Below are 13594 nucleotides of genomic sequence, written 5' to 3' on the forward strand. Positions count from 1 at the left end.
CACCGCCTGCCCTTGCCCGCGCGAGCGGACCCGGGCAGCCTGAGAAGCGAGAGCGAGAGGACGTACACGTGCCCCAGCCAACCGGGACGAAGCAGGAGAGGGAGCGGCAGGCCGACCCCGCCCCGCCCCCCGTCGGGGGCGTCCTGTGGAGCGTCGCCGGAGACGTCCGCGCCCTGCTCATGCTGCCCGCGGCGCTCACCATGCAGGTGGCGCACCCCGCCATCGGCGCCGGCGTCGACGCCCACTCGGTCTTCCGCACCGACCCCTGGGGCCGCGGCGAACGCTCGCTGCGCTCGCTCCAGCTCTGGATCTACGGCGGGGAGGCCGCCGCCGAGGAGGGGCGCCGGCTGCGGGCGCTCCACAAGGAGATCCAGGGCACCGACGCCCACGGGCGCCGCTACCACGCGCTGACCCCCGCCTACTACTCCTGGGTGCACGCCACCGGCTACCCCGTCTACCGCCACGGCCTGCGCTACCTGGCCCGCCCCCTCACCGAGGCCCAGGACCGCGCGCTCTACGCCGAGTGGCTCCGGGTCGGCCGGGTGCTCGGCATCCACGACCGGGACATGCCCCAGACGATCGAGGAGTTCTGGCCGTACTACCGCCGGGTCCTCGCCGAGGAGCTGGAGGCCACCGTCGTCGTCCGCGAGCTCCTCGCCACCGACCTGCCCGTCCCGGCCCCCGACCGCGGCCCGCTGCCCGTACGGCTCGCCCTGAAGGCGCTGTGGCCGCTGCTCCGGGGGCCGTTCCTGCGGGCCCGGGCCTTCCTCACCGTCGGCCTCATGCCGCCGGACGCGCGCGAGGCGATCGGCCTCGAGTGGACGGACGCCCAGGAGCGGCGCCTGCGCCGCTTCGCCCGGGTCGTACGGGCCGTGGTGCCCGTACTCCCCGAGCGGCTGCGCTATCTGCCGATGGCCCGCGAGGCGCGCCGCGCGGCCCGGCTCACCGGGACGGCAGCCCGTTCCGGGCGATGACCTCCCCGTACCAGCGGAAGCTGTCCTTCGGCGTGCGGCGGCCGGTCGGGAAGTCCACGTGGACGATCCCGAACCGCCTGCCGTAGCCGTGGGCCCACTCGAAGTTGTCCAGCAGCGACCACAGGAAGTACCCGCGCAGGTCCACCCCGTCGGCCAGGGCCCGCCGCGCCGCCGCCAGATGCGCCGCCAGATAGGCGACGCGCTCGGGGTCGTGCACCCCGCCCTCGGGATCCGCGTAGTCGTCGTACGCGGCCCCGTTCTCCGTGATCAGCAGCGGTACGTGCGGCAGCTCGTCCCGCAGCCGGACCAGCAGCTCGTACAGCCCGTCCGCGTCCACCGGCCAGTCCATCGCGGTGCGCGGACCCGGCAGCGGCACGAAGCGCACGTGCCCGGCGGCGCCCGGCCACGGGGACGGCGTCGCGGAGGTGCCCGCCGCGACCACGGCCGGGGCGTAGTAGTTGACCCCGAGCGAGTCGACCGGCGCGGCGATCGCGTCGAGGTCGCCGTCGTGGACGAAGGACCAGTCGGTCAGGGAGGCCGTGTCGGCCACCAGGTCGGCGGGCAGGCGCCCGTGGAACACCGGGTCCAGGAAGATCCGGTTGCCGACGGCGTCGATCCGCCGGACCGCGTCCCGGTCCTCCGGGGAGTCCGTGGCGGGACGCAGCGCGTGCAGGTTGAGCGTCAGCGACACCTCGGCGGAGGCCGGCAGCGCCGACCTCAGCGCCCGCACGCCGAGACCGTGCGCCAGATTCAGGTGGTGGGCGGCGCGCAGCGCGGCCCGGTCGTCGGTGCGCCCCGGGGCGTGCTCCCCGGAGCCGTACCCGAGGAAGGCCGCGCACCACGGCTCGTTGAGCGTGGTCCAGGTGGAGACCCGGTCGCCGAGCGCCTCCGCCGTGCGCCCCGCGTACTCGGCGAACCGCTCGGCCGTCTCGCGCTCCGGCCAGCCGCCCGCGTCCTCCAGCTCCTGCGGCAGGTCCCAGTGGTAGAGCGTGGCGACCGGCCGGATCCCGGCGTCGAGGAGCTCGTCGGCCAGCTGCCGGTAGAAGTCGAGACCCTTCTGCGAGACGGGGCCCCGACCGCCCGGCAGGACCCGCGACCAGGAGATCGAGAAGCGGTAGTCGGTGAGGCCGAGACGCGTCATCAGGGCGATGTCCTCGCGCGACCGGTGGTAGTGGTCGGTGGCGGTGTCGCCGGTGTCGCCGTTGCGCACCTTGCCCGGGGTGCGGCTGAAGGTGTCCCAGATCGACGGGGTGCGGCCGTCCTCGGCGGCGGCCCCCTCGACCTGGTAGGCGGCGGTGGCCGAGCCCCAGCGGAAGCCGGCAGGGAAATGAGCGTTCATGAGAGGGAGACTCCCGGTATCGGAGGAAAGACGCGAAAGGCGGCCCGCGCGGCTCAGCCCTTGACGGCGCCCTGCATGATCCCGCCGACGATCTGCCGGCCGAGCAGCCCGAAGACCAGCAGGACGGGAAGGGTGCCGAGCAGGGTGCCCGCCATGACCACGGACTGGTCGTGGACGTAGCCGCCGCCGAGCTGGCGCAGTGCGACCTGCACGGTCGGGTTCTGCGAGGAGAGCGCGACGATCGGCCAGAAGAAGTCGTTCCAGGCGCTCATGAAGGTGAGCAGGCCCAGCACCGCCATCCCGGGGCGGGCCACCGGCACCACGATCGCCCAGAAGATCCGGGCGGTGGACGCCCCGTCGACCCGGGCCGCCTCGATCAGCTCGTCCGGCAGCGACTGCACCAGGAACTGGCGCATGAAGAAGACCCCGAAGGCGGACACGAGCCCCGGCAGGACCACCGACTGGAGCTGGTTCACCCAGCCCAGCTCGGCGATCAGCATGAACAGCGGGATCACCCCGAGCTGCGGCGGGATCATCATGGTGCCCACCGTGAGCGCGAGCAGCGCGCCCCGGCCGCGGAAGCGCAGTTTGGCGAAGGCGAACCCGGCGAGCGTGCAGCACAGCACCGTGCCGACGGTGATCGAGCCGGACACCAGAAGGGAGTTGAGCAGCGCCTTGCCGATGTCGGCCTCGTCGAGGACCGCCTCGAAGTTGGGGATGAGGTTCGGCCCCGGCAGCAGGCTCGGCGGCACCTTCGCCAGGTCGGCGTTGGAGCGGCTCGCGGCGACGACGGTCCAGTAGAAGGGGAAGGCGGAGACGAGGACGGCGAGCACGAGGACGGCGTACGTGACGGCTCCGCCGCGACCGGCCCGGGCCCTCACGCCGTCACCCCCGCGGCCTCGTCGGCGCGGGAACGGCGGCGCGCGATCAGGGCGTGGGCGCCGACGAGCAGCAGGATCAGCAGGAACATCAGCCAGGCGACGGCCGCCGCCCGCCCGAGGTGGAAGAAGCCCCAGCCCTGCTCGTACAGATAGAGCCCGAGCGTCTGGTACTGGTGCGAGATGCCGCCCGAGACCGACCCCTCGAAGAGCAGCGGCTCGCCGAAGAGCTGGGTCGCGCCGATCGTCGAGACGACCACCGTGAACACGATGGTCGGCCGCAGCCCCGGCAGCGTGACGTGCACGAACTGGCGCCAGCGCGAGGCACCGTCCATCTCGGCGGCCTCGTACAGCTCGGCGGGGATCGACTGCATCCCCGCCAGGTAGATGAGGGCGTTGTACCCGGTCCAGCGCCACACGACGATCGAGGAGACCGCCACCTGCGAGGCGAACGTGCCGTCCTGCCAGTCGACCGGTCCCAGGCCGGCCACCGACAGCAGGTAGTTGACCAGCCCGAAGTCCCGTCCGAAGAGCTGGGCGAAGACGAGCGTGGCGGCGGCGACGGAGGTCGCGTACGGCAGCAGCATCGCGGTACGGAAGAACGTCCGCCCGCGCAGCCGGTAGTTGAGCAGGTGCGCGAGGCCGAGTGCCATCAGGAGCTGCGGCACCGTGGACAGGGCGCCGATGACGACCGTGTTGCGCAGCGCCCGCCAGAAGAACTCGTCGGTGAGCAGGGCCGTGTAGTTCCCGAGCCCGCGCCACTCCATCGCGCCGGGCGTCTGGAGCTCGACGCGGTGGAGGGAGACGAAGGCCGTGTAGAGGAGCGGGAAGAGCCCGAAGGCGGCGAAGAGGGTGAAGAACGGCGCGAGGAAGGTGTACGGGGACACCCTGCGCCACAGCCGGGTGAGGGTCACGGTGCGGGCCCTTCGACGGGGTGGGGTGGCGGGACTCGGGAGGGGCGGGGAGGAGGGCGCCGGGGGAGCGGCGCCCTCCGTTGTCACGGCGGGTCGCGTCGTGGACGCCCCGGCTCACCCGATGGCGTTCTCCACCCCCTTCCGCGCGTGGGACCAGGCCTCCTGCGGTGCCGTGCCCTTCCGTTCCACCTCGCTCAGCGCGTTGGTGATCTGGTCGGCCACGTTCTTGTCGTGCACACCGAGCACCTGCACGGGAGCGGCCTTCGCTGCGTCGCCGAAGAGGCGGCCGATCGGGGCGCCGGAGAAGTACGGGTCGGTGGCGTCGGCGACCTGGGCGATGGCCCCGGTGGAGGAGGGGAAGTTGCCCTGCTTGCGGAAGAGCCGGGCCTGCTGGGCGGGGGCGGTGAGCCAGCGGACCAGCTCGTACGCCTCCTTCTTGTGCCGGGCCGCGCGCGGTACGGCGAGGAAGGAGCCGCCCCAGTTCCCGGCGCCGCCGGGCAGTTTCGCGATGTCCCACTTGCCCTTGCCGGCGTCGCCGGCCTGCCCCTTGATGTAGCCGAGCATCCAGGCGGGGCAGGGCAGGGTGGCGAAGGAGCCGGCGGAGAAGGCCTGGTTCCACTGCGGGGACCACTGGTCCAGCTTGGCGCTGAGCCCGTCCTTCGCGGCGTTCACGGAGGCGTCCCAGGCGTTCCGTACGGCGGGGTTGTCGGCGTAGACCAGCTTGCCGGAGGCGTCGTAGTAGCGCTCCTTCTCCTGGCCGACCATGACGGTGTACAGGCTGCCGACGCTGTCGAGCCAGGCGCTCTTGCCGGGTGCCTTCGCCTTGTACCGGCGGCCGAGCTCCAGGTACCCGTCCCAGGTGGACCACTTCGCGGCGAGCTCGGTGCGGTCGGTGGGCAGCCCGGCCTGCCGCAGCAGGTCCGTCCGGTAGCACATGGCCTCGGGCCCGACGTCGGTGCCGAGGCCGAGCACGGCCCCGTCCGGGGCGGTGGCGGCGGCCCAGGTGGCGCTCGCGAACTCGCCCTTCAGCGCCTCCGCCCCGTACTTCCGCAGGTCCTCGAAGCGGTCGCCCTGCTGCTGCGTGACGGACGCGATCCGCCCGACCTCGACGGCCTGCACGTCGGCGAGCCCGCCGCCGCCGGCGAGCCGGGTCTGGAGCGACTTCCAGTAGTCCTGCTCGTCCTCGGTGTCGGTCTGCTTGATGACGACCCCGGGGTGCGCCTTCTCGTACTCCGCGTAGAGCCCGGCCTCCTTGTAGCCGAAGGATCCGAAGAGGTCGACGCTGATCTCCACCTTCCCCCCGGCGGAGTCCGACCCGGCGCCGCCCCCGCCGGACGAACACCCGGCGACCAGCGCCCCGACGAGAACGGCCGCGGCGGCGGCTCGATGGACCCGGACAGTGCGCATAAGGGGGCCTCCCTGGGCTCCTGACTGCTTGAGAGCGCTCTCAAGACGCGTGAGGAGCGTGCCCGTCCGGCCGGGTTCCCGTCAAGAGTCGAACGCGTAACGGGTGGGTGGAGGGGATGAGTTGGCGCCCGCTCCGGATCCGTCCGTGGGTACGGGCGTCTCCGGAGCGGGCGTCGGACGGCGTCAGGCCGAAGCGCGCCGGACCAGGTCCGTCGGGGTGATCAGGGCCTCGACGCGTTCGCCGTCCAGCGTGCGCATCAGCTGGCGGACCATCAGGCGGCCCATGCCCTCGATGTCCTGACGGATCGTCGTCAGCGGAGGAGAGGTCGTCTCCGCCACCGCGGGCATGTCGTCGAAGCCGACGACGGCCACGTCCTCCGGGACCCGGGCGCCCCGCTCCCGCAGGACCTCCAGGGCGCCCGCCGCCATCAGGTCGTTGGCGGCGAAGACCGCGTCGAGGTCCGTCCGGCTGTCCAGGAGCGCGGCCATCGCCCGGGCGCCGCTCTCCCGGGTGAAGTCGCCGTCCGCGATCAAGTCCGGGTCGGTGTCCGGGAGTTCGTCCCGGTAGCCGTGGAGGCGGTCCAGGGCCGAGGTCTGGTCGAGCGGGCCCGCGATGTGGGCGATGCGGCTGCGGCCGAGGGAGCGCAGGTGGCGTACGGCGGCGCGGGCGCCGCCCCGGTTGTCGCAGTCGACGTACGGCACCTCGGGCCGGCCGTCCGGGCCGGTCCAGCCGGGACGGCCGCCGAAGACCGTCGGGAGGTGGGCCCGCCGGATGATCGCGGGCAGTTCGTCGTCGTCGTGGAGCGAGAAGGCGAGCGCGCCGTCCACGTGCCCGCCGCCCAGATAGCGCGCGATGCGCTCGTGGTCGCCCGAGTCCTCCACCCACAGCAGCACCAACTGGGTGTCGTGGGCGCTCAGTTCCCGGCTGATGCCCCGCACCTGGCGCTCGAAGAACGGATCCGAGAAGATCCGGAACTCCGGCTCGGCGATGATCACCGCGACGGCTCCGTTGCGCCGGGTCACCAGGGTGCGCGCGGCGTGGTTCGGGATGTAGCCGAGCTCGTCGACGGCCTTGCGGACCTTCTCCACCAGGACTTCGCGCACGCCCGCGCCGCCGTTCACGACCCGGGACACGGTCGCCCGGGACACGCCCGCCCGCGCGGCGACCTCTTCCAGGGTGGGGCGCCCACCGGGCACGGTTTCGCTCAAGGCCGGCTCCTCGGGGCGTCGCGGCGGTTCGGTACTGACGCCACGAGGGTAACCGGTCGGCCCCACGCGCCGGGCCCGCTCGGGAAAGCGCTCTCACCCCGGGTTCCCGTCCTCCCGCCGCCACGCGCGCTCGCCGTGTCCCTCCCGCCGGCGCGGGGAAGGACACGGCGAACCGTCAGCGGGGCACTCGGCTCAGTGCCGGTCGTTCTCGTGGACCGTGTTCGTCTCCGCGATCTTCTTCCACGACTTCGGCTGCACCGGCTTCGGGGCCGCGCCCTTCGCCGTGCCCGCGGTCGCGCCCTTCGCCGAACGCGCCGCCGGGGCCGCCGCGCGAGCCTTCGGGCCCGCCTCGGCCGCGGCGGCGGCCGCCGGCTTCACCGGCTGGTAGAGCCAGGTGTCGAAGAGGCCCGCCAGCGGCTTGCCCGAGACCTTCTCCGCGTACTTCACGAAGTCGGACACCTTGGCGTTGCCGTACGCGTGCTCCTGCGGCCAGCCCTTGAGGATCGCGAAGAAGTCCTCGTCGCCGACCTCGTTGCGCAGCGCCTGCAGCGCCAGCGCGCCCCGGTCGTACACGGCGGCGTGGAACTGGTCCTCCGCACCCGGGTCGCCCGGCTTCACCGTCCAGAACGGGTCGTCGGCCGCGCGCGTGTCGTACACGTAGTCCGCGAGCTCCTGCGCCGTGCCCTCGCCCTCCTTCTCCGACCACAGCCACTGGCTGTAGCGGGCGAAGCCCTCGTTGATCCAGATGTCCTTCCAGTCGGCGACCGAGACGCTGTCGCCGTACCACTGGTGGGCCAGCTCGTGGACGACGACCGAGACGTTCGCGCCGTTGGCGAACTGCCGCGGGCTGTAGAACGGGCGGGTCTGCGTCTCCAGGGCGAAGCCGCTGGTCACGTTCGGGACGTAGCCGCCGAGGGAGTTGAAGGGGTACGGGCCGAAGACCGACTCCAGCCACTCCGCGACCTCGGTGGTGCGCTCGATGGAGGCGCGGGCCGCACCGGCGTTGTCGCCCAGGTCCTTGCTGTACGCGTTGAGGACCGGCAGGCCGTTCGCCGTCTTGTCCGTCGTGATGTCGAACCTGCCGACCGCCAGCGTGGCGAGGTACGTGGCCTGCGGCTTGTTGGAGCGCCAGTTGAAGCGCGTCCAGCCCAGCTTCGAGGACTGCGACTGCAGCACGCCGTTGCTGATGGCCTGGTGGCCGTCCGGCACCAGGACGGAGACGTCGAAGGTCGCCTTGTCCAGCGGGTGGTCGTTGGACGGGAACCACCAGACGGCCGAATCCGGCTCCTGCGCGGCGACGCCGCCGTCCGGGGTGCGGGCCCAGGCGGACCAGCCGCCTATCTTCACCTCGGACGGCTTGCCCGCGTAACGGACCACGATCGAGACCGACTTGTTCTTCTCCAGCGGCGTGACCGGCGTGATCTCCAGCTCGTGGTCGCCGGAGGCGGCGAACTTCGCGACGCGCCCGTTCACCCGTACCTCGCTGACCTTCAGACCGAGGTCCAGGTTGAAGCGGGACAGGTTCTGCCTGGTGGTGGCCACCAGCGTCGCCGTGCCCTCCAACAGGTCCGTCGCGGGCTCGTACTTCAGCCGCAGGTCGTAGTGCGAGACGTCGTAGCCGCCGTTGCCGCTGGCGGGGTAGTAGGAGTCGCCGATGCCCGGGGCGCCCGGGGTGAAGTCGGCGGCCGATGCCGGGATCGCCAGCAGCAGGCCGGCCGCGAGGGCGCTCGGAACGATGATTCTGCGGTGCACGGGTGCTCCCCAAGTCGTAAGAATCGTAAGACGCGCGGGTGGTCGTCGGTCCTTAGCGACACTATTCAGCCCCCCGACGGGCCGTCACGTCCAGAGCACCCCCCGTCACATGATCGCCATTCGGCCGACATGAACCCCCCGCACCCCATGTCCCCTACGGCACTCTTTTGCTGGGTGGTCGGCGGACGGTACGTTCCGCCCCATGCCGATACGTGTGCGGAGAACCCGTCGAGCTCGTCTGTCGTGCAGAACGCTGGCCGTCGCCGCCACGGCGGCCCTGATGGCCGCCTTCGCCCCGGCCGCCGGGGCCCAGCCGGCCGACGCCCGCACGGGCGCCGGAGCACGGGAGTCCGCGCCCGTCTACTCCTACGCGGACGCCGTCCGCGAGTCCGTCTGGGTCGACACCGGCCTCGACGCGGACGCCGACGGACGCACCGACCGGGTGGCCGTCGACATCGTCCGCCCCCGCGAAGCGGCCGCGGCCGGCCGGAGGATCCCGGTCATCATGGACGCCAGCCCCTACTACGCCTGCTGCGGCCGGGGCAACGAGGGCCAGCGCAAGACCTATGACGCCGACGGCAACCCCGTCCAGTTCCCGCTGTTCTACGACAACTACTTCGTCCCGCGCGGGTACGCGTTCGTCGCCGTCGACCTCGCCGGCACCAGCCGCTCCGACGGCTGCGACGACGTCGGCGGACGCTCCGACGTCCAGTCCGCCAAGGCCGTCGTCGACTGGCTGAACGGCCGCGCCCGCGGCTACACCACCCGCACCGGAACCGACCGGGCCCGCGCCACCACCTGGTCCACCGGCAACGTCGGCATGATCGGCAAGAGCTGGGACGGCACCATCGCCAACGGCGTGGCCGCGACCGGCGTCGAGGGCCTGCGCACCATCGTCCCCATCGGCTCGATCTCGTCCTGGTACGACTACTTCCACTCCCAGGGCGCCCCGCTCTACGACGCCAACCCCACCTGGCTCGCCGACTACGTCAACAGCCCCGACGCCCAGGCCCGTTGCGGTGCCGTCCAGGAACGGATCGCGAAGGCCACGCCGTACAGCGGCGACTGGACCCCGGCCTGGAGCGAGCGGAACTACGTCGCCGACGCCCGGAAGGTGAAGGCCAGCGTCTTCGTCGTGCACGGACAGCAGGACCTCAACGTGCGCGCCAACCAGTTCGGCCAGTGGTGGGACGCCCTCGCCGCGAACGGGGTCGAGCGCAAGATCTGGCTCTCCCAGACCGGCCACGTCGACCCCTTCGACTTCCGGCGCGCCGACTGGGTCCGCACCCTGCACCGCTGGTTCGACCACTACCTCCTCGGCCACGACAACGGCATCGACCGCGAACCGATGGCCGACGTCGAGCGCGCCCCCGACCGCTGGACCACCGACCGCGTCTGGCCGGCCCGCGGCACCGCGTCGACCGTGCTGCGCCCCACCGCGGGCGGCGCCCCGGGAGTCGGCGGCCTCGGCCGCACCCCCGCCCCGCGCGGCGCCACCGAGACCTTCACGGACGACCCGGCCCTGAGCGAGCTCGACTGGGCCGCCGGCATCGACCGGTCCACCCCCGCCAAGGCCGGGTTCAGCACCGCCCCGCTCACCCGCGACCTGCGCGTCTCCGGATCCTCCACGGTCACCGTCACGGCCACCCCGACGACGTCCAGCGCCCACCTGAGCGCCGTCCTCGTCGACCTCGGCCCCGACACCATCCGGGCCTACACGGAGGCCGGTGAAGGCATCAGCACCCTCACCGAGCGCACCTGCTGGGGCGCGAGCACCCCCGGCGACAGCGCCTGCTTCAAGGAGACGAAGGCGCGCACGGCGGACGTCGGGTACACGGTGGTCAGCCGCGGCTGGGCCGACCTCGGCACCTGGGCCGACCCCCGCCAGGGCCGGCCGCTCACCCCGGGACGGGCGTACACGATGACCCTGAGGCTGGCGCCCACCGACCACGTCGTCCCGGCCGGACACCGCCTCGCCCTGATCGTCGCCGGCACCGACAAGGACCTCCTCGACCCGCCGGCGACGCGGCCGACCGTCACCCTCGACCTGACCCGCACCTGGGCCCGGGTGCCGCTGCTCGGCGGGGCCGCGGCCTTCGACCGGGCGACCGCCGGTGACCTCGGACGGGTCGGCCGCGTTCAGCCCGGTGACGCCCCGGCCGGCCGTGCCGCACCCGCGCGGACCGGCGCCCCGATCCCCGGTGAGGCCCGATGACCCGCACCTCCCGCGCCCGGCGGCGCGCGCTCACCCTCGCGGTGGGCGCCGCCGCCCTGGCCCTGCCCCTGCTCGCCACGCCGACCGAGGCCGCGGGCGGCCCGCCCCCGCCACCGCCCCCGCGGACCGGGTTCGAGACCAGCGACGGCGCCCGGTGGACCACCGAGGCGGACGAAGGGTCCTTCCTCGCCGCGGTGGACCGGGGCAGCCCGCGCCTGTCGGTCCGCACGATCGGCACCACGAAGCAGGGCCGCCCGCTGAACCTCGCCACCCTGGGCACCGGCGCCACGACCGTGCTGCTCGTCTGCTCCCAGCACGGCGACGAGCCCGCCGGCCGGGAGACCTGCCTGAGCACCCTGCGGGACCTCGCCTACGCCCGGGACGCGGGGACCCGCCGCTTCCTCGCCCGCACCACCCTCCTCGTCGTCCCCACCGCCAACCCCGACGGCCGGGAGGCCGACACGCGGGGCAACGCCGACGGGGTCGACATCAACCGCGACCACCTGGCCCTGCGCACCGCCGAGACACGGGCGCTGGCCGCGGTCATCCGGGACCGGCGCCCCGAGCTGGTCTACGACCTCCACGAGTACGGGGCCACCCCGCCGTATTACGACAAGGACCTGCTGGCCCTCTGGCCGCGCAACCTCAACACCGACCCGCGCGTCCACGCCGAGTCCCGCACCCTGTCCGAGACGTACGTGCGGCCCGCGGGCGTCCGCGCCGGATTCGGCACCGGCATCTACGGCATCTGGACCGACCCGCTCACCGGCGATCCGATCAAGCAGGTCGCGGGCGACGGCCAGGAGCGCATCCTGCGCAACACGGCGGGCCTCAAGCACGCCGTGGGGCTGCTCGTGGAGACCCGCGAGGACGCTCGCGACCAGGCCGAGCGGGACGACCCGGCGCTGAACCACCGCCGCCGGGTGACCACCCAGAAGGCCGCCCTCAAGGGCCTGTTCGGCTACCTGGACGGGCGCCGCGCCCCGCTCGCCACGGCCACCGCCCTGGCCCGCCACACCGGCTTCGCCGACCGCGGTCCCGTCCTCCTGGGCGGCGCCGACAACGACCCGGCCGAACCGTCCGAGATCCTCCGCGACCCGCCCTGCGCGTACCGTCTGACACCTGGTCAGTACGCGGAGTCCAAGGACGAGTTGGAACTGCACGGCCTCGTCGTGCGGGTGCGCGGGGACGGTGGTGCGGTCGTTCCGCTCCGCCAGTCGCAGCGCGCTCTGGTGTCCCTGCTGCTCGATCCCGGCGCCGCCTACGGGCTGACTCGGGGAGAGCCGGTGGAGAGCTGTTGAGGAAGCGGTGTGGGGTGGCGTCGCGGCCGGGTTTCCCGATCGTTCCGGGCTAGCGTTACCGGTCGGTAATGACCATGCCCGCTGGGAGCGACCCATGAACCACGCGACGCCACTGCGCCGCACCCTGTCCGCACTCGCCGCCACGACCCTGCTGGCCGGGGGCCTGCTGCTCGGTCAGACGGCCACGGCCCCGGCGGCCCAGGCCGCCGGCAAGCCCGTCGTCTGCAACGTGCCCAAGATGCGCCAGGAGTCCCACGCGCTGCGCGTGAAGGCGGCCAAGCTGCAGAACCTCGGGGCCAAGGCCGAGGCCCGCAAGGCCCGTGCCCAGGCGGACGCGCTCGACCGCAGGATCAAGAGCTGCGTCGACGCGGACGACCACGCCCAGAAGCCCTTCCCGGGCTGACCGACGCCGCACGCGGACACGCCCGCCCGTTCCCCCGGGAACGCGCGGGCGTGTCCGTCGTCCGTCCTGTGCCGTCCGGCCCGGGCCCCGCGTCACCCCCCGCAGACCAGCTCCGCCGCCCGCTCCGCGCACCCCCACGCGACGGTGACCCCCGCCCCGCCGTGCCCGTAGTTGTGCACGAGCAGCCCGCCGCCCGGCAGCTCCTCCGCCTCGATGCGCACCCCGCCCGCCCGTGCCGGCCGCAGCCCCACGCGGTGCCCCAGGATCCGGGCGCCCGCTATCTCGGGCCGGATCCGCGCGCACCGGGCCACGATGCGCGCCGCGGTCGCCGGATCGGGCTCCGGGCTCTCGGCGCCCTCCTGGGCGGTGCCGCCCAGGATCAGCCGCCCGGGCTGCGGGAAGAAGTAGGTCGTTTCGGTGGACGCCCCGTCGGCGGCCGTGAACCAGGTGTCCACGCCCGGGTTCTCCACCAGCACCAGCTGCCCCCGCACCGGCCGCAGTCGCGGGTCCGGGGCCAGCTCCCGCGCCGCGAGCCCCGTGCAGTCCACCACGACCCGCGCCTCGGCGGCGGCCTCGGCGAAGCCGGTCCCCGTCACCGCGCGCCGCTCGAAGGAGCCGCCCAGCTCCTCGAACCGCGCCCGGAGCCAGGCCAGGTGCACCGGCATGTCGACCAGCGGCAGGCGGGCGGCGAGCCCCACCGCGTACGGCCCCGGCACCTCGTCCGGCGAAAGCTGCCGCAGCCCCTCGACCTCCTTCGCCCAGTCGCCGAGCCCGTCGAGGACGGTGTCGGCGTGGACGCCGGGCACCAGCCGTACCCCGGTCGCCGAGGGGTCGGCGGCCAGCTCCTCGTACCGGCGCAGCGAGGTGAGCGACCAGGCGCCGACCTCCGCCTCCGGTTCGATCCGGTACGGCCACCACAGTGCGCCCGCCACCGCCGAGGTCGTCGCCGCCACCCCGTCCCGTGACCAGACCCGCACCCGCAGCCCCCGCTCGGCGAGCCGGATCGCCGTCGTCAGCCCGACGACCCCGCCGCCCACCACGAGCACTCCGCTGTCCCCGCCGACGTCCCTGCCCTTGGCCCTGCCCCTGCCCCTGTCTCTGTCCATGACGGGACCGTACCGACCGGAGGGGTCCGGCACGCACGCCATCGCGCAGGAATCCCGGCGGACGCTCGTGCCGCCCCCGCTCCCCGCCTCACCTAG

General features: G+C 73.6%; 11 protein-coding genes. 4 read left to right on the forward strand and 7 right to left on the reverse strand.

What is annotated here, in order from left to right; genetic code table 11:
• Nucleotides 1-68: 68 nt before the first annotated feature.
• A complete protein-coding gene (locus OG309_RS31210) occupies nucleotides 69-974 on the forward strand; it encodes an oxygenase MpaB family protein (protein ID WP_329425951.1) in 906 nt (301 codons plus the stop codon).
• On the opposite strand, the gene OG309_RS31215 is transcribed toward OG309_RS31210, so the two are convergent.
• The 6 genes from OG309_RS31215 to OG309_RS31240 form a co-directional block, all read right to left on the reverse strand.
• Complete coding sequence (locus OG309_RS31215; RefSeq protein ID WP_329425953.1) at nucleotides 943-2313, reverse strand: GH1 family beta-glucosidase; 1371 nt, start codon at nucleotides 2311-2313, stop codon at nucleotides 943-945. The two genes, OG309_RS31210 and OG309_RS31215, sit on opposite strands and share 32 nt — an antisense overlap.
• A gap of 53 nt (nucleotides 2314-2366) precedes the next feature.
• Nucleotides 2367-3290, reverse strand: a complete 924-nt coding sequence (locus tag OG309_RS31220; RefSeq protein WP_443067646.1) for a carbohydrate ABC transporter permease — start codon at nucleotides 3288-3290, stop codon at nucleotides 2367-2369.
• Nucleotides 3191-4105 carry a carbohydrate ABC transporter permease gene (locus tag OG309_RS31225; protein ID WP_329425957.1) on the reverse strand — a complete coding sequence of 305 codons (915 nt, stop codon included), beginning with the start codon at nucleotides 4103-4105 and terminating at the stop codon, nucleotides 3191-3193. The genes OG309_RS31220 and OG309_RS31225 overlap by 100 nt, the downstream gene beginning before the upstream one ends.
• A gap of 114 nt (nucleotides 4106-4219) precedes the next feature.
• Nucleotides 4220-5512 (reverse strand): extracellular solute-binding protein, encoded by a 1293-nt coding sequence (locus tag OG309_RS31230; RefSeq protein ID WP_329425958.1) that lies wholly within the window; start codon nucleotides 5510-5512, stop codon nucleotides 4220-4222.
• Between the two features lie 183 nt (nucleotides 5513-5695).
• Complete coding sequence (locus OG309_RS31235; RefSeq protein ID WP_329425959.1) at nucleotides 5696-6721, reverse strand: LacI family DNA-binding transcriptional regulator; 1026 nt, start codon at nucleotides 6719-6721, stop codon at nucleotides 5696-5698.
• A 192-nt stretch (nucleotides 6722-6913) separates the two neighbouring features.
• On the reverse strand, nucleotides 6914-8473 hold the full coding sequence (locus OG309_RS31240) for a M1 family metallopeptidase (protein WP_329425961.1): 1560 nt from the start codon (nucleotides 8471-8473) through the stop codon (nucleotides 6914-6916).
• Between the two features lie 202 nt (nucleotides 8474-8675).
• On the opposite strand from OG309_RS31240, the gene OG309_RS31245 reads away from it, so the two are divergent.
• From OG309_RS31245 to OG309_RS31255, 3 genes are all read left to right on the forward strand, one after another.
• The gene (locus OG309_RS31245) at nucleotides 8676-10688 is read left to right on the forward strand and encodes a Xaa-Pro dipeptidyl-peptidase (RefSeq protein ID WP_329425962.1); all 2013 of its coding nucleotides are present in this window, start codon (nucleotides 8676-8678) and stop codon (nucleotides 10686-10688) included.
• Nucleotides 10685-11989 carry a M14 family metallopeptidase gene (locus tag OG309_RS31250; protein ID WP_329425964.1) on the forward strand — a complete coding sequence of 435 codons (1305 nt, stop codon included), beginning with the start codon at nucleotides 10685-10687 and terminating at the stop codon, nucleotides 11987-11989. The genes OG309_RS31245 and OG309_RS31250 overlap by 4 nt, the downstream gene beginning before the upstream one ends.
• 94 nt (nucleotides 11990-12083) lie before the next feature.
• A complete protein-coding gene (locus tag OG309_RS31255) occupies nucleotides 12084-12392 on the forward strand; it encodes a hypothetical protein (RefSeq protein ID WP_329425965.1) in 309 nt (102 codons plus the stop codon).
• 92 nt (nucleotides 12393-12484) lie between these two features.
• Here OG309_RS31255 and OG309_RS31260 read toward each other — a convergent pair whose 3' ends face one another.
• Nucleotides 12485-13498, reverse strand: a complete 1014-nt coding sequence (locus OG309_RS31260) for an FAD-dependent oxidoreductase (protein WP_329425966.1) — start codon at nucleotides 13496-13498, stop codon at nucleotides 12485-12487.
• Nucleotides 13499-13594: the final 96 nt, after the last annotated feature.

It is taken from the genome of Streptomyces sp. NBC_01268, assembly GCF_036240795.1.
GTDB lineage: Bacteria > Actinomycetota > Actinomycetes > Streptomycetales > Streptomycetaceae > Streptomyces.

Bases quoted from the DNA above. Each gene is read 5' to 3' on its own strand.
- OG309_RS31215 (WP_329425953.1), bottom strand. From the start codon at position 2,313: ATGAACGCTCATTTCCCTGCCGGCTTCCGCTGGGGCTCGGCCACCGCC.
- OG309_RS31230 (WP_329425958.1), bottom strand. From the start codon at position 5,512: ATGCGCACTGTCCGGGTCCATCGAGCCGCCGCCGCGGCCGTTCTCGTC.
- OG309_RS31245 (WP_329425962.1), top strand. From the start codon at position 8,676: ATGCCGATACGTGTGCGGAGAACCCGTCGAGCTCGTCTGTCGTGCAGA.
- OG309_RS31250 (WP_329425964.1), top strand. From the start codon at position 10,685: ATGACCCGCACCTCCCGCGCCCGGCGGCGCGCGCTCACCCTCGCGGTG.
- OG309_RS31255 (WP_329425965.1), top strand. From the start codon at position 12,084: ATGAACCACGCGACGCCACTGCGCCGCACCCTGTCCGCACTCGCCGCC.
- OG309_RS31260 (WP_329425966.1), bottom strand. From the start codon at position 13,498: ATGGACAGAGACAGGGGCAGGGGCAGGGCCAAGGGCAGGGACGTCGGC.